Source organism: Streptomyces sp. NBC_00464, assembly GCF_036013915.1.
In the GTDB taxonomy this organism is placed as follows: domain Bacteria; phylum Actinomycetota; class Actinomycetes; order Streptomycetales; family Streptomycetaceae; genus Streptomyces.
Genome location: NZ_CP107899.1, coordinates 5,843,166 through 5,863,854, shown reverse-complemented (window position 1 = coordinate 5,863,854; position 20,689 = coordinate 5,843,166). Strand labels below are relative to the sequence as shown.

The following is a 20,689-nucleotide window of genomic DNA, read 5'->3' as shown; positions in this document are numbered from 1 at the left end:
CGCTCCGCCCGTTCCGTGGCAGAAAATCGCATGTCCCTGTCACGGCTCGGCTGCAGTACGGAGCCGGGATCGCTCCGCCAGTCGGCCGTGTCCGCGGTGACTCGTAGACTCGGCTGCGTGGATACGACCCTCCAGGACCCTCTCGTCGGGCAGCTGCTCGACGGCCGCTACCGCGTCGATGCCCGCATCGCCGTGGGCGGCATGGCCACGGTCTACCGGGCCATGGACACCCGGCTCGACCGGGTGCTCGCCCTCAAGGTGATGCATCCGGCGCTCGCGACCGACGCCTCGTTCGTCGAGCGCTTCATCCGCGAGGCCAAGTCGGTGGCCCGGCTCGCGCACCCCAATGTGGTCGCGGTCTTCGACCAGGGCGCCCAGGGGCAGTACGTCTACCTCGCGATGGAGTACGTCGCGGGGTGCACGCTGCGCGATGTGCTGCGCGAGCGGGGCGCCCTGCAGCCGCGGGCCGCGCTGGACATCCTGGAGCCGGTGCTCGCCGCTCTGGGGGCCGCGCACCGGGCGGGCTTCGTCCACCGGGACATGAAGCCGGAGAACGTGCTGATAGGTGACGACGGCCGGGTCAAGGTCGCCGACTTCGGCCTGGTCCGGGCCGTGGGCTCGGTCACGAACACCACCGGGTCCATCCTGGGCACCGTCTCCTATCTCGCCCCCGAGCAGATCGAGCACGGCACCGCGGACACCCGCGCCGATGTGTACGCGTGCGGCGTCGTGCTGTACGAGATGCTCACGGGCATCAAGCCGCACACCGGCGAGTCCCCCGCCCAGGTCATCTACCAGCACCTCAACGAGGACGTCCCGGCCCCCTCGGCCGTCGTCCCGGGTCTCGCGGCCGAGCTCGACACGCTGGTGGCGAGCGCCACCGCCCGTAATCCCGAGGTCCGGCCGTTCGACGCGGTGGCGCTGCTCGCCGAGTCCCGCCGGGCCCGGTCCGGCCTCACCGACGCACAGCTGGACGCCGTGCCGCCGCAGGCCCTGGCCGAGGTCCACGACGACGCCGAGGACCGCACCAGCGTGATCCCGCGGGTGCTGCCGCCGGGCCAGGGCACCGCCCACCACACCAGCCGACTGGAGATGCCCCCGCAACTGCCCCCGCAGCCGCCGGGCCGTCGCGCGGGGCTCCGCGGGACGCCGCGTCGCGGCATCATCGCGGCGGTCCTCGCCGTGCTGCTGGTCCTGGGGGTCGGGGGTGGCGTCTGGTACATCAACGTCGGACAGTTCACCCGGGTCCCGTCACTGCTGGGCCAGAGCGAGAAGGCGGCCAAGGAACGGCTCTCGAACGCCGGTCTCGAACTCAAGGGCGTACGTCGCGCCTACAGCGACACCGTCGACCGCGGCAAGGTGATCAGCAGCGCCCCGAAGTCGGGTGCCCGCATCCGGGGCAACGACTCGGTGGCACTGGTCGTCTCGCGCGGTCCCGAGATCGTGACGGTGCCCGATGTCCAGGGCATCGCGCTCTCCGAGGCCAGACGTCAGCTGGAGAAGAAGGGCCTCGTGCCCGGCATGACCACCAAGGAGTTCAGCGACGACGTGGCCGCCGGCGAGGTGGTGCGTACGGAACCCGAGGCGGGCACCGAGCGCCACCCCGACTCCGCGGTCGCGATCATCGTCTCCAAGGGCAGCCCGGTCGACGTCCCCGATGTCACCGGCCTCTCCGTCGAGGACGCCACCGCCGCGCTGGACGACGAGGGACTGAAGGCGAAGGTGCTGCCGGACCGGGTGAACTCCCCCGAGGACGCGGGCGACATCGCCGAGCAGTCACCCGGCGAGGGCGAGGAGGCCGCCGAGGGAGACACCATCACGCTGACGGTCTCCAAGGGCCCGCAGATGATCGACGTCCCGGACGTCACCGGCAAGGACGTCGACGACGCCCGCAGCGAGCTGGAGGACGCGGGCTTCGAGGTCAAGGTCGACCGCCCGTTCCTCTCCTTCAGCGACACCATCGAGAGCCAGTCCGTCGACGGCGGCGACCAGGCCCCCGAGGGCAGCACCATCACCATCAAGACCAAGGGACTGTAGATCCGTATGCGCAACCCTGTCGGCGGCCATGTACCGGTGGCCGGCGGCCTCGCCAAGGTCGGCCTCCCCTACGCCCGCGAGATGGGCGCGGAGGCCGTCCAGGTCTTCGTCGCCAATCCGCGCGGCTGGGCGACACCGGCCGGGAATCCGGCGCAGGACGAGCTGTTCCGCACCGAGTGCGCCGCCGAGTCCATACCGGCGTACGTCCATGCCCCGTATCTGATCAACTTCGGCTCGCACACCCCGGCGACCGTCGAGAAGTCCGTGGAGTCCCTGCGCCACTCGCTGCGCCGGGCCCGCCGGATCGGCGCCCTGGGCGTCGTGGTGCACACCGGTTCGGCGACCAACGGCCGGCCGCGCGAGGAGGCGCTGGCGCAGGTGCGTACCCACATGCTGCCGCTGCTGGACGAGCTGACCCACGACGACGACCCGTTCCTGCTGCTGGAGTCGACCGCGGGCCAGGGGTACTCGCTCTGCTCACGGACCTGGGACTTCGGCCCGTACTTCGACGCGCTCGACGCCCATCCGAAGCTCGGTATCTGCCTCGACACCTGCCACATCTTCGCGGCGGGTCACGACCTTGCCGGTCCGGCGGGCATGAAGGAGACGCTGGACCTGCTGGTGGAGACGGTCGGCGAGGGCCGGCTGAAGCTGATCCACGCCAATGACTCCAAGGACGTGGCCGGAGCGCACAAGGACCGGCACGAGAACATCGGAGCGGGCCACATCGGCGAGGAGCCGTTCCGGGAGCTGTTCTCGCATCCGGCGACCGAGGGTGTGCCGCTGGTCATCGAGACCCCGGGCGGGACGGCAGGGCATGCGGCGGACGTGGCCCGGCTGAAGGAGCTGCGCGGACGGGGCTGACCGGGCGGACACCCCTTGAGGAATACCCCTGGGGGGTATACGGTTCTTACTGTCGGCAGGAACCGCTCCTCAGCATTGGGGGAACACGATGCAGGACCACGCGCAGCACACACAGCACGCAGGTCACCCCGACCACAGCGCCCACGCCGACCACCACTCCGGCCACGGTTCCGGCGGCGTCAGCTGGGCGATGGCAGCACGGGCGACCCTCCACTGCCTCACCGGATGCGCCATCGGCGAGATCCTCGGCATGGTGATCGGCACCGCGTTCGGCTGGGGCAACGTGCCGACGATGGTCCTCGCGATCGTCCTGGCGTTCTTCTTCGGCTACACGCTGACGCTGCGGTCCGTCCTGAAGGCGGGCGTCGACTTCAGGACGGCGTTCCGGGTCGCCCTCGCGGCCGACACGCTCTCGATCGCGGTGATGGAACTGATCGACAACGGAGTGATCGCCCTGTGGCCGGGCGCCATGGACGCGATGCTCTCGGACGCCCTGTTCTGGGCAGCACTCACGATCTCGCTCGCCGTCGCCTTCGTCGTCACCACACCGGTGAACAAGTGGATGATCGGGCGCGGCAAGGGGCACGCGGTGGTGCACCAGTACCACCACTGAGGCGGCGCAGGAGGCGCGGCCGGGTCAGAGCTCGGGGCCTTCCCCGGGCTCTTCCTGGTAGGAGTAGCGCTGCTCCTTCCAGGGATCGCCGACGTTGTGGTAGCCGCGCTCCTCCCAGAAGCCGCGACGGTCGGCGCTCATGTACTCGATGCCCCGGACCCACTTGGGGCCCTTCCAGGCGTACAGATGCGGTACGACGAGCCGGAGCGGGAAGCCGTGTTCGGCGGTGAGCAGTTCGCCGCCCTTGTGGGTGGCGAACAGCGCGCGCTCGGAGGTGAAGTCGTCGAGCCGGAGGTTCGAACTGAAGCCGTACTCGGCCCAGACCATCACATGGGTGACCTGCGGCGCGGGCGGCGCGAGCGCCACGACGTCACGGGCGAGCACTCCACCCCACTCGGCGCCCAGCATGCTGAACTTGGTCACGCAGTGCAGATCGGCGACGACCGAGGAGAACGGCAGCGCGGAGAACTCCTGATGGTTCCAGCAGTGCTTCTCGCCGTCGGCCGTGGCTCCGAAGACCCGGAACTCCCAGCGGTCGGGCTTGAACTTGGGCACCGGCCCGTAGTGGGTAACCGGCCAGCCACGCTGCAGACGCTGTCCCGGCGGAAGCTCGGACTGCTCTGATGCGCGGTGTTCCCGGCTTTCCGGCTGACCCATGCCTCCATGGTGACAGACAGGCAGGGGTGGTCATGACCAGGGCAGAGCCGTTTCGGGCAACTCGTACTAAGCATGCACTTACTGGACGCCCACCGGGTGCGATGCGAGGATGCGGCCAACTTGCCCAGTTCACCGGTTGGAAGGAGCCTCTGCGATGCAGGGCGACCCCGAGGTCCTCGAGTTCCTGAACGAACAGCTGACCGCCGAATTGACTGCTATCAACCAGTACTTCCTGCATGCAAAGATGCAGGACAATTTCGGCTGGACGAAGCTCGCGAAATACACGCGCTCCGAGTCCTTCGACGAGATGAAGCACGCCGAGATCCTGACCGACCGCATCCTCTTCCTCGATGGGCTGCCGAACTACCAGCGGCTTTTCCATGTACGGGTGGGCCAGACGGTCACCGAGATGTTCCAGGCCGACCGCCAGGTCGAGGTGGAGGCGATCGACCGCCTCAAGCGCGGTATCGAGCTGATGCGCACCAAGGGCGACATCACGTCCGCAAATATCTTTGAGTCGATCCTGGCCGACGAGGAGCACCACATCGACTATCTCGACACCCAGCTGGAACTGGTCGAGAAGCTCGGCGAGCCGCTCTACATCGCGCAGCTGATCGAGCAGCCGGAGAGCTGACCGGCCCACGGCCCGGAGTACGGCCGGGGGTACGGACGGCCGGGCCGCCAGGCGTCAGGCGGCGTCGGGAAGCGGCACCGGCGCAGGAAGGGGGCCGGTGCCGGAGCCGATGCCCTGATCGGCATCGGGAGCGGCGCCGGCCGTGAGACGGTCCGCGGTGCCCGGCGTCCGCTTCTGGTCCAGCAGCTCACGACGCGGACAGGCGCCGCGGCCGAGCATCGCCTGGATGGTACGGACACAGCCGCCGCAGTCGGTCCCCGCCTTGCAGGCCGAGGCTATCTGGCGGGGCGTGCAGGCGCCTGCTTCCGCATGTTTCTTGACCTGCTGCTCCGTAACGCCGAAGCACGAGCAGACGTACATGCGGTTCACCTCCCGGCGGGATGGATCGTGGCTGCCGCCCCGATAATCGGTGAGGCTAACCTAACCTTACCCGCCGCTCAAGGCCCGTAAAAGCCCCGGAACGCCCTGTGGGGCACGGATCACATCGATCCGTGCCCCACAGTCACGCGTGCGCTGCGCGCGGTGATGCCTTACTGGTCCCGGTACATCTCGGCGACCAGGAACGCGAGGTCCAGCGACTGGCTGCGGTTGAGCCGCGGGTCGCAGGCGGTCTCGTAACGCTGGTGGAGGTCGTCCACGAAGATCTCGTGGCCACCGCCGACGCACTCGGTGACATCGTCACCGGTGAGCTCGACGTGGATGCCGCCCGGGTGCGTGCCGAGGCCCTTGTGCACCTCGAAGAAGCCCTTGACCTCGTCCAGGACGTCGTCGAAGCGGCGGGTCTTGTGGCCGGACGCGGCCTCGAAGGTGTTGCCGTGCATCGGGTCGGTCACCCAGGCCACGGTCGCGCCGGAGGCGGTGACCTTCTCGACCAGCTCGGGGAGCTTGTCGCGGACCTTGTCGGCGCCCATCCGGACGACGAAGGTCAGTCGGCCGGGCTCGCGCTCGGGGTCGAGGCGCTCGATGTAGCCGAGAGCCTCGTCGACGGTGGACGTCGGGCCGAGCTTGATTCCGATGGGGTTGCGGATCTTTGAGGCGAACTCGATGTGCGCGCCGTCCATCTGGCGGGTGCGCTCACCGATCCACACCATGTGCGCCGAGGTGTCGTACAGCTGGCCGGTCCGCGAGTCGACGCGGGTCAGCGACGACTCGTAGTCCAGCAGCAGGGCCTCGTGCGAGGCGTAGAACTCGACGGCCTTGAACTCCGCCGGGTCCGTGCCGCACGCCTTCATGAAGTTCAGCGCGTTGTCGATCTCGCGGGCCAGGGCCTCGTAGCGCTGGCCGGACGGGGACGACTTCACGAAGTCCTGGTTCCAGGCGTGCACCTGGCGCAGGTCGGCGTAACCGCCGGTGGTGAAGGCGCGGACGAGGTTCAGCGTGGAGGCGGATGCGTGGTACATCTGCTTCAACCGGTCCGGGTCCGGGATGCGCTCGGCCTCGGTGAAGGCGAAGCCGTTGACGGAGTCGCCGCGGTAGGTCGGCAGGGTCACGCCGTCGCGGGTCTCGGTCGGCTTGGAGCGCGGCTTGGAGTACTGACCGGCGATCCGGCCCACCTTGACGACGGGCACGGAGGCCGCGTAGGTGAGGACGGCGCTCATCTGGAGCAGCGTCTTCAGCTTGGCGCGGATGTGCTCGGCGGACACGGCGTCGAAGGCCTCGGCACAGTCGCCGCCCTGCAGCAGGAACGCCTCGCCCTTGGCGACGGCTCCCATACGGGCGCGCAGCTGGTCGCACTCGCCGGCGAAGACGAGCGGCGGATACGACGCGAGGTCCGCGAGTACATCGCGCAGGGCCTCGGAGTCGGGGTACTCGGGCTGCTGCGCCGCGGGAAGGTCTCGCCAGGTGTTGCCACCGGCGACGGAGGTATTGGCGTTCACGGTCACGGCCCCCACATTACGGGGTCGCGTCCACTGGTTATCCGGGTGCTCAACGAATGAGACGACATACATTCCCCCAGCCGCGCGGAAGAGACCACGGAAGGGACCCCTGCATGTCCTGGTCATGGGTTAGGGTTCTGGCATGTTCGCGCACTCAACCCGTAACTGGTGGTGGACCGCTCATCCAGCGGCCCACTGATCGCGCGTACACACCGACGCAGAGGCCGCCCGAGGGGCGGCCTTTCCCATGTCCAGGGGCCGTTCCTCCCAGCTGATCCCAGTGGAAGGAACACCCCAGATGGCACCGCACACCGCACCGCACACGATCGTCCGCAGACTTCTTGGCGACGACTGCCCGCCCTTCGCCCTGCTGCGCAGGCGCACCCCGGGCCACGATCACGACACCGTCGAGGTGCTGATCGGCCGGGTGCGGGAGGCCGACAGGCTCGCCGACATCCCCATCGGCGAACAGCCCACCCTTGCTCTGGTGCCGTTCCGGCAGATCGCCGAGCGTGGCTTCGACGTCCGTGACGACGGCACGCCGCTGACCGTGCTGGTCGCGGACGAGACGTACGAACTTCCCCTGGCCGAGACGCTGGACGTGCTTCCCGCCCACGCGGTGCGGGTCGAGGACGGTGCGTTCGACGTGTCCGACGAGGAGTACGCGGGGACGGTGCGGCGGGTCATCGAGGACGAGATCGGCCGGGGCGAGGGCGCGAACTTCGTCATCCGGCGGACCTTCCGGGGCGAGATCCCGGGCTTCGGCCGGGCGGACGCGCTGGCCCTGTTCCGGCGGCTGCTGGCCGGTGAGCGGGGTGCGTACTGGACGTTCGTCGTCCACACCGGGGACAGGACGCTCGTCGGTGCCAGCCCCGAGGTGCATGTGCGGATGTCCGGCGGGACCGTCGTGATGAATCCCATCAGCGGCACCTACCGCTACCCCGCCGAGGGCCCGACCGCCGAGAGCCTGCTGGCCTTCCTCGGCGACCGCAAGGAGACCGAGGAGCTCTCCATGGTGGTCGACGAGGAACTCAAGATGATGTGCACGGTCGGCGACATGGGCGGGGTGGTGATCGGTCCTCGGCTCAAGGAGATGGCCCATCTCGCGCACACGGAGTACGAGTTGCGCGGCCGCTCCTCGCTGGATGTGCGCGAGGTCCTGAAGGAGACCATGTTCGCGGCGACGGTCACCGGCTCCCCCGTACAGAACGCCTGCCGCGTGATCGAGCGGTACGAGTCCGGCGGGCGCGGCTACTACGCGGGCGCGCTGGCCCTGTTGCGGCAGGGGCCCGACGGGGCGCAGACGCTGGACTCGCCGATCCTGATCCGGACCGCCGACATCTCGGCCCGGGGCGAGCTGCGGGTGCCGGTCGGGGCGACGCTGGTACGCCACTCCGACCCGGAGAGCGAAGTCGCCGAGACCCATGCGAAGGCGGCCGGCGTACTGACCGCGCTGGGGGTGCGGCCTGGGCGGCCGCAGGCCGAGGACGCGAGGCCGCGACTGGCCGACGATCCCCGGGTGCGGGCGGCACTGGATGCCCGGCGGGACGGGCTGGCGCCGTTCTGGCTGCGGATGCAGGAGCGCACCGACGCGCTGTCCGGCCATGCGCTGGTGGTCGACGGCGAGGACACGTTCACCTCGATGCTGGGGCATCTGCTGCGCGCATCGGGCCTCGATGTGTCGGTGCACCGCTACGACGAGCCGGGGCTGCGCGAGCTCGTACGGGCGCATGAGGGTCCCGTCGTGCTGGGCCCCGGTCCGGGGGATCCGGGTGACGCGGCCGACCCGAAGATGCGGCTGCTGCGGTCCCTCGCCGCGGAGCTCGTACGGGATCACCGGCACGGGCTGCTCGGGGTGTGCCTGGGTCATGAGCTGATCGCGGCCGAGCTGGGTCTCGACATCGTCCGCAAGAACGTCCCGTACCAGGGTGCGCAGACCCGGATCGATCTGTTCGGCCGCCCGGAGATCGTCGGCTTCTACAACAGCTTCACCGCGCGCTGCGACGACGCGGCGGCCACCGAGCTGGCGGCGCACGGCATCGAGGCGAGCCTGGACCCGGCGACCGGGGAGCTGCACGCACTGCGCGGGGACGGCTTCGCCTCGGTGCAGTTCCATCCGGAGTCGGTGCTGACGCTGCGCGGGGCGACGATCGTGGGCGAGCTCCTGGCCGGGCTTCCGGTACGCGGCTGAGATCCGGCCGCCCGGGCCCTGCTGTCAGGGCCTGGGCGGCGGGACCAGCACGTTGTCGCTGCGGCGGCCGGCCAGGTAGTCGTCGACGTTCTGGACGGTGGCGCCGATGATCTGGCCCAGGGCGTCCTCGGTGTAGTACGCCTGGTGCGAGGTGACGAGGACGTTCGGGAAGGTGACGAGGCGGGCCAGGGTGTCGTCGTCGACGCCCTCCAGGGACTTGTCGAGGAAGAAGAGCCCGGCCTCCGCCTCGTACACGTCGAGTCCGACCCCCAGGAACCGGCCCGCCCGCAACTCCCCGACCAGGGCGGAGGTGTCGACGAGCCCGCCACGGCTGGAGTTGATCAGGATCGCGTCGTCCTTCATCCGGGCCAGGGCGTCCTTGCCGATGATGTGGTGGGTCGAGGGCAGCAGCGGGACGTGCAGACTGATCAGGTCGGACTCGGCAAGGAGCTCCTCCTTGTCGACGTACCGCATGCCCAGCTCGACGCAGGCGGGGTTCTCGGCGACGTCCCAGCCGAGCAGATTCATGCCGAAGCCATGGGCGATCCGGGTGAAGGCCTCGCCGATCTTGCCCGTGCCGATGATGCCGGCCGTGCGGCCGTGCATGTCCCGGCCGAGAAGGCCGTCGAGGCGGAAGTCGAAGTCCCGGGTGCGGGTCGTGGCGCGGACGATGCGGCGGTTGACCGCCATGGCAAGGGCCCAGGCGAATTCGGCGACCGAGTAGGGCGAGTACCAGGAGACCCGTGCGACCCGCAGGGCGAGGCGCTCGGCCACGTCCAGATCGATGTTGTTGAAGCCGGTGGAACGCTGGGCGATCATCTGGGTGCCGCCGGCCGCGAGGGTCTGCAGGACGCGGCTGCCCAGATCGGCGTTGACGCTGGTGGAGACGATCTCGTAGCCCGCCGCGATGGGTGCGGTGTCCGGGGTCAGAAAGACGTCCAGGCACCGGACCTCGTGCTTCCCGGCGAACGCCTTCTCGATCAGGGGCTTCTCGTCGGACTGCACTCCGAATGCCAGGATTTCCAAGACGTCTCCCGTGACTGATGCGGGCCAGGTGCGGGAACCGCTCCGGGAGCGGGCCCCGCACGGCCGGTCATCGCAAATATATGTCCGTGGGGTCGGGCGCGCGTTCGGCACGCCGCTCCGCCCCACAGCCGCTCAGCCGAAGAAGACCCCCACCTCCGCGTAGAGCGCCGGATCGACCGTCTTGAGCCGGGCGGTCGCCTCCGCGATCGGCACCCGCACGATGTCCGTACCCTGTAGCGCCACCATCTTCCCGAAGTCGCCGTCGCGTACGGCCTCGATGGCGTGCAGCCCGAAGCGGGTGGCCAGCCAGCGGTCGAAGGCGCTGGGGGTGCCGCCGCGCTGGACATGACCGAGCACGGTGGTCCTGGCCTCCTTGCCGGTGCGGCTCTCGATCTCCTTGGCCAGCCATTCGCCGACGCCGGAGAGGCGGACGTGACCGAAGGAGTCGTGCGACCCGTCCTTGAGGACCATTTCGCCCTGCGCGGGCATGGCCCCTTCGGCGACCACCACGATCGGTGCGTAACTTGCCCGGAACCGGGAGGTCACCCAGGCACAGACCTGGTCGATGTCGAAGCGCTGTTCCGGGATGAGGATGACGTTGGCGCCGCCGGCCAGCCCCGAGTGGAGCGCGATCCAGCCGGCGTGGCGGCCCATCACCTCGACGACGAGGACCCGCATATGGGATTCGGCCGTGGTGTGCAGCCGGTCGATGGCCTCGGTCGCGATGTTGACGGCGGTGTCGAAGCCGAAGGTGTAGTCGGTGGCGGACAGGTCGTTGTCGATGGTCTTCGGGACGCCGACGCAGGGGATGCCGTACGAGTCGGACAGGGTGGCCGCCACCCCGAGGGTGTCCTCGCCGCCGATCGTGACGAGGGCGTCGACCTCGTGCTTGGCGAGGTTGTCCCTGATCCGGCGGACGCCGTGCTCGGCATTGAGCGGATTGGTGCGCGATGACCCGAGGATGGTGCCACCGCGCGGCAGGATGCCGCGCACGGCCGGAATGGAGAGCGGAACCGTCACGCCCTCCAGCGCTCCGCGCCAGCCGTCCCGGAATCCGATGAAGTCGTAGTCGTACTCCTGCACGCCCTTGCGGACGACGGCGCGGATGACCGCGTTGAGCCCGGGGCAGTCGCCGCCCCCGGTCAGTACTCCGACCCGCATGAAAGCATCCCTTCGCCGAAGTGAGCTCACTCAGCTCCACGCTAAGGGTGATCCAGGTCACTTCGGGATGGGCGGGACGGTCAATTCCCCTGCAATGTGCGGGTGTTGATCTCAGGCGTCGTCGAGGCCGCGCTCGATGGCGTACCTCACCAGCTCCACCCTGTTGTGCAACTGGAGCTTGCCCAGGGTGTTCTGGACGTGGTTCTGGACGGTGCGGTGCGAGATGACCAGCCGTTCGGCGATCTGCTTGTACGAGAGTCCCTTGGCCACCAGCCGCAGGACTTCGGTCTCCCGGTCGGTGAGCTCCGGGGCCTTCGGCTCGTTCGACGCGACGGGTGCGGGTTCGGAGGCCAGCCTGCGGTACTCGCCGAGGACGAGTCCGGCGAGGCCGGGGGTGAAGACCGGGTCGCCGACCGCGGTGCTGCGGACCGCATCGGTCAGCTCCTGGGTGCTCGCCGACTTCAGCAGATAGCCGGTGGCACCGGACTTGACCGCCTCCAGTACGTCGGCGTGCTCGCCGCTCGCGGAGAGCACCAGGACCCGCAGTCCGGGCTGCGAGCCGACCAGCTCCTTGCAGACCTGGACGCCCGGCATCCCGGGCAGGTTGAGGTCGAGGACCAGGACGTCGGGGGTGACGGCCCCGGCCCGGCGGACCGCCTGCGGGCCGTCGCCCGCGGTCGCCACCACGTCGAAGCCGGCCTCGGCGAGGTCGCGGGCGACGGCGTCGCGCCACATCGGGTGGTCGTCGACCACCATCACCCTGATGGGCCGCTGCTGCCCCTCGCCCGTTTCGGTTGCTGCGCTCATCGGACTGAACCCGCCTTCCCCCGTGCCATCTTCGGAACCTTCAACTCGACCTCGGTGCCCTGACCGGGCACCGAGATCAACTCTGCCGTACCGCCCAGGTCGCGCAGCCGCCCGCGGATGGAGAGGGCTACGCCGAGGCGGCCCTCACCCTCGGCCTGGGCGAGCCGCCCCTCCGGGATGCCGGGTCCGTCGTCCCGGACCGTGACGATCACCTCGTCCGGCCAGTCCTCGACCAGGATCCACGCCCGGGCGCTCTCCCCCGCGTGCACCCGGACATTGTCCAGGGCCGCACCGACGGCCGCCGCCAGTTCCCCGGCCGCCGCGGGCGGGAGCAGCACCGGCGCTCCGGGCTCCGCGAAGGTCACCCGGGATCCGGCGTGCGGGGTGAGCAGGGCCCGCAGATCGGTGTCGCCGGGCGCGTCCGGCTCGTCGTCGTCCACCTCGACCGTGCGCACCACGGCGCCCTCTGCCGCGTCCTCGGACACCCGGGTGGGAGGCACCAGTCCGCTGGAGACCAGGGAGCGCAGGGCGACCTCCTGTTCGCCGGCCATCCGGCCCAGTTCGGCGGCCTCGCCGCCGAGCGCCGTGCCCCGGCGCTGCACCATGGCGAGGACCTGGAGCACGCTGTCGTGGATGTCGCGGGCCAGGCGTTCCCGCTCCCGGGTGGCGGCCTCGATCTCCAGGGCGCGGGCGAGGGTGCGCTCACTGGCGCGGGCGACCTCGACGACGTACCCGATGGCGATGGAGGCGACCCAGACCAGCAGGACGTTGTGCAGGGTGTCGCGGCTGGGTTCGCCGCGCTCGATCAGGTTGGCGACGGCGACGAAGGTGGAGGCGAAGGCCGCCCACCGCCAGCCGCCCTTGATCGCGAAGGCCAGGACGGAACCGGCGGTCCAGATGGACGGCAGGGTCGGGCCGTCGACGTGCTGGGCCTGGAAGTCGGCGAGCGGGGTGACGAGGATGCCGATGAGCGCGAGCGTGAGGTCCGCGCCCAGGAAGCGCTTGGTGCAGGCCGCGGCGCCGGCGACCTTCGGCAGGGTGGCGAGCGTCCAGACGGTCATGGCCGCCAGGAAGGCGACGGCCACCCACGGCCGGTCGTACTTCTCGCGTCCGTAGACGGCGAGCAGGATCGCGTAGAGCATCGTCAGGAGCCGGTACGCGGTCAGGGCACGCCACAGCGGCTGCTCGACCGACATCCTCACGACCCGCACACGTTTGACCATCTTGTTCTCCCCCACCCCCGGACGGACCCCGTCGCGCACTCGCTCTCAGGCGCTGCCGCGGTCCGTTTCCCGCTCGTCCCGGCCGCCGGACGCGGCCTTCCTGACGGCCTCCGCCCGGTGCTTCGCCTCGTCGGCGATCTGCCGCTTGGCGGCGGTCGCGTAGATGTCGACGTACTCCTGGCCGGAGAGCTTCATGATCTCGTACATGACCTCGTCGGTGACCGAGCGCAGGATGAAACGGTCACCCTCCATGCCGTGGTAGCGGCTGAAGTCGAGCGGCTTGCCGATCCTGATCCCCGGGCGCATCAGCTTGGGCATCACCTGGCCGGGCGGCTGGATCTTCTCCGTGTCGATCATCGCGACCGGGATGACGGGCGCACCGGTGGCGAGCGCCACCCTGGCGAGGCCGCCGGGCTTGCCGCGGTAGAGGCGGCCGTCCGGCGACCGGGTGCCCTCCGGGTAGATGCCGAACAGGCCGCCGCTCTCGATGACCTCGATGCCGGCCTTGATCGCCGCCTCACCGGCCCCGCGGGCGCCCGAGCGGTCGACCGGGAGCTGTCCGACGCCCTTGAAGAAGGCGGCGGTGAGCTTGCCCTTGACGCCGGGCGCGGTGAAGTACTCGGACTTGGCGATGAAGGTGACCTTGCGGTCCAGGACGGCGGGCAGGAAGAAGGAGTCGGAGAACGACAGATGGTTGCTGGCGAGGATCGCGGGTCCGTGCGCGGGGATGTTCTCCAGGCCCTCCACCCACGGCCTGAAGGCGAGCTTCAGAGACCCGCCGATGGAGAACTTCATAGCGCCGTAGATCAACTCGGGTGCCTCCTGTGTGCTGTCCGACAGACCTTAACCCGTGCCGCGCCCCGTGCTTCCGCCCGGCGCGGGCAGGGTGTCCGCAGCCCCGGCCCGTGACGGCCCTGGTCGGTGTCGGTCCGGTCGCGTACGGTGAAGTAATCCTTCTGCACTCCCCCCCTTTCGCTCCCCATTCGAGCCTCACGAACAGGAGACCCCGGTGCCGGTCCTTCCTGGAGCCGAGCCGTTCCGCCACGAGGGCGGAGAGGTCGGCGTCCTCCTCTGTCACGGATTCACCGGATCCCCGCAGTCACTGCGCCCCTGGGCCGACTATCTGGCGGAGCGCGGGCTCACGGTCTCGCTGCCGCTGCTGCCCGGACACGGCACCCGCTGGGAAGACATGCAGGTGACCGGCTGGCAGGACTGGTACGCGGAGGTGGACCGGGCACTGCGTGAGCTGCTGGAGCGGTGCGAGCAGGTCTTCGTGTTCGGTCTCTCCATGGGCGGCGCACTCTCCCTGCGGCTCGCGGCGAAGCACGGCGACGCCGTCCGGGGTCTGGTGCTGGTCAACCCGGCCAACAAGGTGCACGGCCTGGCGGCGCACGCGCTGCCGGTCGCCCGTCATCTGGTGCGGACGACGAAGGGGCTGGCGAGCGACATCGCGCTGGAGGGCTCCCACGAGGTGGGCTACGACCGGGTGCCGCTGCACGCGGCGCACTCGGTGCGGAAGTTCTTCCGGCTGGTCGACGCCGAGCTTCCCCAGGTGACCCAGCCGATCCTGCTGCTGCACAGCCCGCAGGACCATGTGGTGCCGCCCGCCGACACCGCCCGGATCCTGAGCCGGGTGTCCTCGACGGACGTCGAGGAGATCCTGCTGGAACAGAGCTACCACGTCGCGACGTTGGACCACGATGCGGAGCGGATCTTCGACGAGAGCTACTCGTTCATCGGCCGCCTCGCTCCGAGCGTCGGGAAGAAGGGGAGCAGGTCCGGTGGCTGAGCAGGACGCGGAGCGCACAGGCAGCGAGGAGGAGCGCGAGCCGCTTCCCGCCGGGGGGACGGCCGTGCCCGACGAGGACGGCGGTGCCCCGGCGCCGGAGGTCCCGCCCGCGCCCACGGGGGCGGACGGCGAACGCCCGGTCGACGAGGACGCCGTCTGGAAGGCCATCGTCGAGGGGTACGGGGAGGAGCCGCCGGACCCGCCGGGTGCCAGGCCCTTCCGGTCCGTCGAGGACCTCGCGCTTCCGGAGGAGGACTCCGTCGCTCCGGACCCGGACAAGGGCCTCGGGAAGAGCCGGCCCAAGCCGCCGGAGAAGCCGCTCGGCAGCTCGGTGGTCTTCGCCCCGGGTGTCGGCGGCCCGCGTGACTACGAGCCGGCGGAGCCCGTCGAGGGCGACACCGACGACGACAGTGCCGAGGGGCACTTCGTGCCGCCGGAGCCGCCGCCGCTGCCGGAGGCCGACGTCACGGCGAAGTTCGCCTGGCTCGCGGTGGTCGGCGGCCCCGTCCTTCTGCTGCTGGCGGTGCTGCTCCAGTGGGAGATGACCTGGTGGCTGACGACGGTGGGTATCGGCGGTTTCCTGGGCGGTTTCGCGACACTGGTGGCGCGTATGGAGCACGACGACGAGGACGGTGACGACCCCGGCCGCGGCGCGGTGGTCTGACCCCGCTCACTGAGGGCGTGCTGCGGGCACCCGCAGCGCGGCCAGCACCGGCAGGTGGTCGGTCGCCGCCAGCAGGTCGGCCTCGAAGATCCCGGGCAGTCCGGTCGGGACCCCGCAGCCGAGCACCTCGATGCCACCGGTCGCGAAGACGGCGTCGAGCCGCTTGTGCGGGTCGTGCGGCGGGAAGGTGTGCTCGCCGCCCCGGGGCCGTACCGCCCAGCAGTCCTGGAGCCGCCCGGCGAGCAGCCGGAAGGCCCGCCCGCTCGGTACGTCGTTGAGGTCGCCGGCCACGACCACGTGGTCCACGCCCATCGCGTCCACTGTCTCCAGCAGCCGCTCCGCCTGGGCTCGGCGTTCCCGCCGCTCCAGGCTCAGATGGCAGCTCAGCACGCCGATCCGGGTGCCCGCGATCCGGACCACGGCGGTGGCGAAGCCTCTGCGGTGCAGCCCCGGGGTGAGCGGCAGCAGGATGTCCTCGGTGCGTTCCACCGTGGCGCGCAGCGAGCAGAGCAGCAGGGGGCCGGCCGCGGTGGCTCCGCCGCCCAGGATCACCAGATCGGTGGCGGCGGCGAGCCGGGCGGCCCGCTTGCGCCACCGGAAGAAGCGCGGCGCCTCCTGGAGGAGGACCAGGTCGGGTGCGCAGGCGCGGATGACGCGGGCCAGCGCGGCGAAGTCGTCGTGCATCGAGCGGATGTTGTAGCTGAGCACTCTGACGACGGCCGAGCCGTCCTGCTCGGTACGGGATTCTGGCAGCGACATCATGGCCATGCCGGTCACGATACGACGGACGCCCGCCGCTCCCCGAGAGGGAAGCGACGGGCGTCCGTCATGTCCGTGGTGCCGGGCCGGATCAGCCCTGCCGGGCCAGGTCCGCCGCGCCCACAAGACCGGCCTTGCCGCCCAGTTGGGCCGCGAGCACCTGGGCGTGCGGACGCCACTCCCCGCCGATCAGCCAGCGCCGGAACGACTTGCGGATCGGGTCGAGGACCAGTTCGCCCTCGTCCGAGACGCCGCCGCCGACGATGAAGGCGGACGGGTCGAAGAGCGAGGCGAGGTCGGCCAGTCCGGCGCCGGCCCAGCGGGCCAGCTCGCGGAACGAGTCGACGGCCACCGGGCAGCCCTGCCGGGCGGCCTCGCTGATGTGCTTGCCCTCGATGCCCTCGACCGTGCCGTCACCGAGCGCCAGCAGGATCGTGGCGTTCTCGGGTGTGGCGTTGGCACGCTGCTTCGCGTACCGCACGAGCGCGCGGCCCGAGGCGTACTGCTCCCAGCAGCCCTGGCTGCCGCAGCCGCAGAGCAGCCCGTCCGGGACGACCCGGATGTGGCCGAACTCGGCGGCCACGCCGAAGCGTCCGCGGCGCAGCTTGTTGCCGATGATGATGCCGCCGCCCAGCCCGGTGCCGAGCGTGATGCAGATGACGTCCTCGTGGCCCTGGCCGGCACCGAAGCGGTATTCGCCCCAGGCCGCCGCGTTGGCGTCGTTCTCGACGACCACCGGAAGGCCGACGCGCTGCTCGACCTTGTCCTTCAGCGGCTCGTGCCGCCAGTTGATGTTCGGCGCGAACAGCACCGTGGCCCGCTTGTCGTCGACGTATCCGGCCGCGCCGATGCCGACGGCCTCGACCGGGTGCCCCTCGCTCGCGCCGGACACCGCCGCCGCGATGGCGTCCACGATGGCTTCGGCCGTCGGCGGGGTCGGCACCTTGAAGGTCGAGAGGATGTGGCCCTCTTCGTCGACCACTCCAGCTGCGATCTTCGTGCCGCCGATATCGACGCCGATGGTGAGTCCCATGAATCCCTCAGTTTCGGTCGAGCCCCGCTGAGGCAACCGTACCCGAGGCAGAACCCCGTCCTGTCGGTGCCGGTCAGTCCAGGTCGATGTGTTCGCCGGCTCCGGGCCCCTCATCACGGGGGTCGGTGGGGTCTTCCGCCTTCTTTTCCGTGCCTGTGGGGTCCCCCGCGCCCTGGGTCCAGCGGCGTTCCTGGCCCTCGACCGCAGAGCGGTACGCGGCGAGCAGTTCGCTGCCGGCTGCCGCGATGTGATCGAAAACGTCCGGATTACGCTCGATGACGGGCTCGACGGCGGACTTCGCCTGCTTGATGACCTGCTGCACGGCACCCTGCGCCGCCACGCCGAACAGCGGCGACTGGAGGGATCCGAGCTTGTCGGCCACGGCGTCGACCAGCTTGCGCAGCTCCTCGGCGGCCGAGCCGGGCGGCGGGCCGTACTCGGCGCGGCGGCGGGCCTTCTCGGCGGCGAGGTCCTCGGCGCAGGCCCGCGCCCACGCGTCGTCGTCGGCGGGACGATCGGTGGCTTCGCTCATGGCGGACTCCTGCGACGTGGTTGGCGGGCGGCCCGGCATCCGGGACCCCTACCAACGACGGTACCCGAACGGTGGTACGCCGTTCAGCTCGTCCTCGGCCACAGTGCGGGGTCCGGCGTGAAGCGGACCCGCAGCACCCCGTCGGTGAGGGCCGCACCGGAGACCGTGCAGCGGCGCAGCGCGGACTCCAGGGGCACGATGCGGTGGAAGGGGCCGACGGTCAGAAGGAGTTCGCTGCCGCGCCGGACCAGGTGGAGGTCCCTCTTGACGGCGCCGGGAAGGCGCAGGCACCAGACGAGTATGCCGTCGGCGCCGTCCTGTCCTTCGGGGGCTCCGGCCTCCTCGATCCACCAGGGGTCCTCGGCGCGGCCGCCGTCCCGGCTGTCCGGGGTCAGGGCCGGTGCGTCGTCCGCGAGGCCGGTGAGGTCGTGGGGGCCCTGCGGGTCGCGGCCGAGGTGGGGCACCTGAAGCGGCGGGGCCTCGGCGGACCGTTCCTCGCGCCAGTGGTCGAGGCACTTCTCCTGCTGCGCGGCGAGCCCGGCGAACCAGGGGTCGGACGAGTGCGGGGGCAGCACCTTGTTGGCCACCAGCGCGTCGACCCGCAGCCCGTACAGGGCGAGCCCGGTGCGGGCCGTGCGCAGGGCGTCCTCGGCGGCCGGGCCCGGTTCGGCGACCAGCCGGAGCGTGGTCGCGCGGTCCTCGACCAGCGCCTGGACTTCGGCCAGTTCGGCGTCGCGCCGGGCGGCGGCCTCGTACAGCCACTGGGCGGGCATGGGCACACCGGCGAGCTGCGCGAGCATCGGGCGCAGGGCGCGGGCGGCCTGGCGTTCCTGGGGCAGCAGCCGGCGCAGGTAGCGGCGCAGCTGTCCGGGCAGGGCCAGCACGGCGAGGGCTTCGCGCAGTGGCGGCAGGTCGACGACGAGGAGGTCGAAGCCGGCGCGGGACCAGTCACCGTGTGCGGCGCGGCGCAGGGAGTGCAGCAGGGCGAGTTCGGCGCTGCCGGGCAGTTCGGTGAGTTCCTCGCCGTCCATGCGGTTGCCGCCGAGCAGGTCGAGCACACCGGACAACTGATCCTGAAGGGTGAGGAGTTCGCTGCGGAAGTGCGCTCCGGAGTCGATCCGGACGGACCACAGCGCATCGGTCACCTGCGTGGGTTCGGTGTCCGTCGGGAAGCCGGGTATGGCGTCGGCGGAGATCAGCAGCGTGCGTCGGCCGCCGCGGGCGCCGGCCAGTGCGGTGGCCGCCGCGACGGTGGTACGGCCCGCGCCGCCGAGGCCGGTGACCAGGACCGTACGCACCGGATCAGGCCTTCGGAACGGACTCGACGCGCTTCTTGAGACCGGCCAGGGCGCGGTCGATGATGACCTTCTCGGCCTTGCGCTTGATCATGCCGAGCATCGGGATCTTGACGTCGACGGTCAGCCGGTAGGTGACCTCGGTGCGGTCGCCGTCACCGAGCGGTGCGAGGGCGTACGAGCCGTCGATGGCGCGCAGCATCTGGGACTTGACCAGGGTCCAGCTGACCTCGTAGTCGCCGATCCAGGTGTACGCGAGGGTGTGGTCGTCCTTGATCGCGCCGGCGTCCAGGACGAGGCGGACCTTCTCGGCGCGGCCGCGGTCGTCGGTGCCGAGCACCTCGGCCTCCTTGACCTCGCCGGTCCATTCCGGATAGCGGTCGAAGTCGGCGATCACACCCATGACGTCGGCCGGTGCCGCCTCGATCGTGATGCTCGAGCTGGTGTGTTCAGCCATCGCTGTGGCCCTCCAGTGCGGTGTACCGGTCGGTCGGCAGAGGCCTGCCGCCAGAAGGCTATCGCGTGAGCGCGGCGCCTCGGCCCAGGGCCCGGTCGAGCGGGGGCGTGGTCACCACTCCAGTGCCCAGGGCCGGCCGGTCGAGGCGAAGTGGCCGACGTTCACGCACTCGGTGGTGCCGATCCGCATCCGGCGGGCCAGCGGCTGGTGGACGTGGCCGAACAGGGAGTAGCGGGGGCGGGTGCGGCGGATGGCGTCGAGCAGGGCCCGGCTGCCGCGCTCGAAGCGGCGGGCCACGGTGTCGTACGTCAGCTCCGGGACCTCGGGCGGGATGTGCGTGCAGAGCACGTCGACCTCGCCGATCGCCTCGATCTTGGCCGCGTACTCCTCGTCGCCGATCTCGTACGGGGTGCGCATCGGGGTCCGCAGGCCGCCGCCGACGAAGCCGAAGACGCGGCCGCCGATCTCGACGCGGTCGCCGTCCAGGACGGTGGTGCCGGGGCCCGCGTACTCGGGCCACAGTCCGGGGATGTCGACGTTGCCGTAGGTGGCGTACGTCGGGGTGGGCAGCGCGGCGAACATCTCGGCGTACTGCTTGCGGACGGCGGACAGGATCGCGGCGTTGCGGTCCACCCCCGCCCACAGCTCCCGGCCGAAGTCCCGGGCCTCGTCGAACCGGCGCTCGGTGCGCAGGGCGACGATCCGGTCGGCGTTCTCGACGCCGAAGAGGTCGGGGAAGATACCGCGCGAGTGATCCGCGTAGTCGAGGAAGAGCACCAGGTCACCCAGGCAGATGAGGGCGTCGGCGTCGTCCCCGGCGCGGGCCAGCGCCTCGGTGTTCCCGTGCACGTCACTGACCACGTGGACACGGGTGCGCCGTCCGGCGGAGGCGTCCCGGGTGTTCGGTACTGCTCGCATGACGATCACCCTAGGACTCCGGCGCCCACGTGGGTAGAGGCGGCCGGACCTGCGGTTACCTCCGGGTGTTGAACGAGGTGCACTACTGTGCGGATGAGGACCACCGATATGTGTGACGCATAAGACATCTGGCCTGAACCCCCTATCCGGAA

General features: G+C 70.6%; 22 protein-coding genes. 8 read left to right on the top strand and 14 right to left on the bottom strand.

The features are described from left to right. Positions 1-117 precede the first annotated feature (117 nt). The 3 genes from pknB to OG912_RS26365 all read left to right on the top strand — a co-directional run bounded on the left by pknB (position 118) and on the right by OG912_RS26365 (position 3,514). A complete protein-coding gene (pknB, locus tag OG912_RS26375) occupies positions 118-2,037 on the top strand; it encodes a Stk1 family PASTA domain-containing Ser/Thr kinase (protein ID WP_327711533.1) in 1,920 nt (639 codons plus the stop codon). 6 nt (positions 2,038-2,043) lie between these two features. Continuing rightward, entirely contained in the window at positions 2,044-2,901 is an 858-nt protein-coding gene (locus tag OG912_RS26370) for a deoxyribonuclease IV (protein WP_326735735.1), read from the top strand. An 88-nt stretch (positions 2,902-2,989) separates the two neighbouring features. Further along, on the top strand, positions 2,990-3,514 hold the full coding sequence (locus OG912_RS26365) for a DUF4396 domain-containing protein (protein ID WP_443061023.1): 525 nt from the start codon (positions 2,990-2,992) through the stop codon (positions 3,512-3,514). A 24-nt stretch (positions 3,515-3,538) separates the two neighbouring features. Here the strand turns inward: OG912_RS26365 and OG912_RS26360 are convergent, their stop codons facing one another. Further along, the gene (locus OG912_RS26360; RefSeq protein WP_326735736.1) at positions 3,539-4,171 is read right to left on the bottom strand and encodes a sulfite oxidase-like oxidoreductase; all 633 of its coding nucleotides are present in this window, start codon (positions 4,169-4,171) and stop codon (positions 3,539-3,541) included. 154 nt (positions 4,172-4,325) lie between these two features. Between OG912_RS26360 and bfr the strand changes: the two genes are divergently transcribed. Continuing rightward, positions 4,326-4,805, top strand: coding sequence for a bacterioferritin (gene bfr / locus OG912_RS26355; RefSeq protein ID WP_327711532.1), 480 nt, complete (start codon positions 4,326-4,328; stop codon positions 4,803-4,805). 54 nt (positions 4,806-4,859) lie between these two features. Here bfr and OG912_RS26350 read toward each other — a convergent pair whose 3' ends face one another. Continuing rightward, positions 4,860-5,165, bottom strand: coding sequence for a (2Fe-2S)-binding protein (locus OG912_RS26350; protein WP_327711531.1), 306 nt, complete (start codon positions 5,163-5,165; stop codon positions 4,860-4,862). A 170-nt stretch (positions 5,166-5,335) separates the two neighbouring features. Next, positions 5,336-6,682 carry a class II 3-deoxy-7-phosphoheptulonate synthase gene (locus tag OG912_RS26345; RefSeq protein ID WP_326740575.1) on the bottom strand — a complete coding sequence of 449 codons (1,347 nt, stop codon included), beginning with the start codon at positions 6,680-6,682 and terminating at the stop codon, positions 5,336-5,338. Positions 6,683-6,824: 142 nt separating this feature from the next. Here OG912_RS26345 and OG912_RS40105 point away from each other — a divergent pair, with 142 nt between their 5' ends. Together OG912_RS40105 and OG912_RS26340 are read left to right on the top strand one after the other, a co-directional pair. Continuing rightward, entirely contained in the window at positions 6,825-6,881 is a 57-nt protein-coding gene (locus OG912_RS40105; RefSeq protein ID WP_073735655.1) for a trp operon leader peptide, read from the top strand. Positions 6,882-6,980: 99 nt separating this feature from the next. Continuing rightward, a complete protein-coding gene (locus OG912_RS26340) occupies positions 6,981-8,873 on the top strand; it encodes an anthranilate synthase family protein (RefSeq protein ID WP_327711530.1) in 1,893 nt (630 codons plus the stop codon). A 24-nt stretch (positions 8,874-8,897) separates the two neighbouring features. Here the strand turns inward: OG912_RS26340 and OG912_RS26335 are convergent, their stop codons facing one another. The 5 genes from OG912_RS26335 to OG912_RS26315 all read right to left on the bottom strand — a co-directional run bounded on the left by OG912_RS26335 (position 8,898) and on the right by OG912_RS26315 (position 13,900). Further along, positions 8,898-9,899 (bottom strand): 2-hydroxyacid dehydrogenase, encoded by a 1,002-nt coding sequence (locus tag OG912_RS26335; RefSeq protein WP_326735739.1) that lies wholly within the window; start codon positions 9,897-9,899, stop codon positions 8,898-8,900. A gap of 132 nt (positions 9,900-10,031) precedes the next feature. Beyond that, positions 10,032-11,060, bottom strand: a complete 1,029-nt coding sequence (locus OG912_RS26330) for a 6-phosphofructokinase (RefSeq protein WP_327711529.1) — start codon at positions 11,058-11,060, stop codon at positions 10,032-10,034. A 111-nt stretch (positions 11,061-11,171) separates the two neighbouring features. Continuing rightward, entirely contained in the window at positions 11,172-11,867 is a 696-nt protein-coding gene (locus OG912_RS26325; protein WP_326735741.1) for a response regulator transcription factor, read from the bottom strand. After that, positions 11,864-13,090, bottom strand: coding sequence for a MacS family sensor histidine kinase (macS, locus tag OG912_RS26320; protein ID WP_327711528.1), 1,227 nt, complete (start codon positions 13,088-13,090; stop codon positions 11,864-11,866). Before macS ends, OG912_RS26325 begins: the two co-directional genes overlap by 4 nt. A 45-nt stretch (positions 13,091-13,135) precedes the next feature. Then, positions 13,136-13,900 carry a lysophospholipid acyltransferase family protein gene (locus tag OG912_RS26315; RefSeq protein WP_327711527.1) on the bottom strand — a complete coding sequence of 255 codons (765 nt, stop codon included), beginning with the start codon at positions 13,898-13,900 and terminating at the stop codon, positions 13,136-13,138. A gap of 199 nt (positions 13,901-14,099) precedes the next feature. Here OG912_RS26315 and OG912_RS26310 point away from each other — a divergent pair, with 199 nt between their 5' ends. Next, positions 14,100-14,879 (top strand): alpha/beta hydrolase, encoded by a 780-nt coding sequence (locus tag OG912_RS26310; protein ID WP_326735744.1) that lies wholly within the window; start codon positions 14,100-14,102, stop codon positions 14,877-14,879. Further along, positions 14,872-15,543 (top strand): hypothetical protein, encoded by a 672-nt coding sequence (locus OG912_RS26305; protein ID WP_327711526.1) that lies wholly within the window; start codon positions 14,872-14,874, stop codon positions 15,541-15,543. Before OG912_RS26310 ends, OG912_RS26305 begins: the two co-directional genes overlap by 8 nt. Positions 15,544-15,549: 6 nt before the next feature. Here OG912_RS26305 and OG912_RS26300 read toward each other — a convergent pair whose 3' ends face one another. From OG912_RS26300 to OG912_RS26275, 6 genes are all read right to left on the bottom strand, one after another. Then, positions 15,550-16,311, bottom strand: coding sequence for an endonuclease/exonuclease/phosphatase family protein (locus OG912_RS26300; RefSeq protein WP_327711525.1), 762 nt, complete (start codon positions 16,309-16,311; stop codon positions 15,550-15,552). A gap of 82 nt (positions 16,312-16,393) precedes the next feature. Beyond that, positions 16,394-17,335, bottom strand: a complete 942-nt coding sequence (locus tag OG912_RS26295) for an ROK family glucokinase (RefSeq protein ID WP_326735747.1) — start codon at positions 17,333-17,335, stop codon at positions 16,394-16,396. A 73-nt stretch (positions 17,336-17,408) separates the two neighbouring features. After that, positions 17,409-17,867, bottom strand: coding sequence for a DUF5304 domain-containing protein (locus tag OG912_RS26290; protein WP_327711524.1), 459 nt, complete (start codon positions 17,865-17,867; stop codon positions 17,409-17,411). 83 nt (positions 17,868-17,950) lie between these two features. After that, positions 17,951-19,165: an ArsA family ATPase gene (locus OG912_RS26285; protein WP_327711523.1), complete on the bottom strand. Its 1,215-nt coding sequence runs from the start codon at positions 19,163-19,165 to the stop codon at positions 17,951-17,953. 4 nt (positions 19,166-19,169) lie between these two features. Beyond that, positions 19,170-19,619, bottom strand: coding sequence for an SRPBCC family protein (locus OG912_RS26280; RefSeq protein ID WP_148017697.1), 450 nt, complete (start codon positions 19,617-19,619; stop codon positions 19,170-19,172). 111 nt (positions 19,620-19,730) lie between these two features. After that, positions 19,731-20,537: a metallophosphoesterase family protein gene (locus OG912_RS26275; RefSeq protein WP_327711522.1), complete on the bottom strand. Its 807-nt coding sequence runs from the start codon at positions 20,535-20,537 to the stop codon at positions 19,731-19,733. Between the last annotated feature and the right edge of the window lie 152 nt (positions 20,538-20,689).

Coding starts and splice junctions, on each gene's coding strand:
- OG912_RS26290 (WP_327711524.1), bottom strand. CDS start 17,867: ATGAGCGAAGCCACCGATCGTCCCGCCGACGACGACGCGTGGGCGCGG.
- OG912_RS26300 (WP_327711525.1), bottom strand. CDS start 16,311: ATGGCCATGATGTCGCTGCCAGAATCCCGTACCGAGCAGGACGGCTCG.
- OG912_RS26365 (WP_443061023.1), top strand. CDS start 2,990: ATGCAGGACCACGCGCAGCACACACAGCACGCAGGTCACCCCGACCAC.
- OG912_RS26280 (WP_148017697.1), bottom strand. CDS start 19,619: ATGGCTGAACACACCAGCTCGAGCATCACGATCGAGGCGGCACCGGCC.
- OG912_RS26275 (WP_327711522.1), bottom strand. CDS start 20,537: ATGCGAGCAGTACCGAACACCCGGGACGCCTCCGCCGGACGGCGCACC.
- OG912_RS26340 (WP_327711530.1), top strand. CDS start 6,981: ATGGCACCGCACACCGCACCGCACACGATCGTCCGCAGACTTCTTGGC.
- OG912_RS26370 (WP_326735735.1), top strand. CDS start 2,044: ATGCGCAACCCTGTCGGCGGCCATGTACCGGTGGCCGGCGGCCTCGCC.
- OG912_RS26295 (WP_326735747.1), bottom strand. CDS start 17,335: ATGGGACTCACCATCGGCGTCGATATCGGCGGCACGAAGATCGCAGCT.
- OG912_RS26360 (WP_326735736.1), bottom strand. CDS start 4,171: ATGGGTCAGCCGGAAAGCCGGGAACACCGCGCATCAGAGCAGTCCGAG.
- bfr (WP_327711532.1), top strand. CDS start 4,326: ATGCAGGGCGACCCCGAGGTCCTCGAGTTCCTGAACGAACAGCTGACC.
- OG912_RS26330 (WP_327711529.1), bottom strand. CDS start 11,060: ATGCGGGTCGGAGTACTGACCGGGGGCGGCGACTGCCCCGGGCTCAAC.
- OG912_RS26325 (WP_326735741.1), bottom strand. CDS start 11,867: ATGAGCGCAGCAACCGAAACGGGCGAGGGGCAGCAGCGGCCCATCAGG.
- macS (WP_327711528.1), bottom strand. CDS start 13,090: ATGGTCAAACGTGTGCGGGTCGTGAGGATGTCGGTCGAGCAGCCGCTG.
- OG912_RS26350 (WP_327711531.1), bottom strand. CDS start 5,165: ATGTACGTCTGCTCGTGCTTCGGCGTTACGGAGCAGCAGGTCAAGAAA.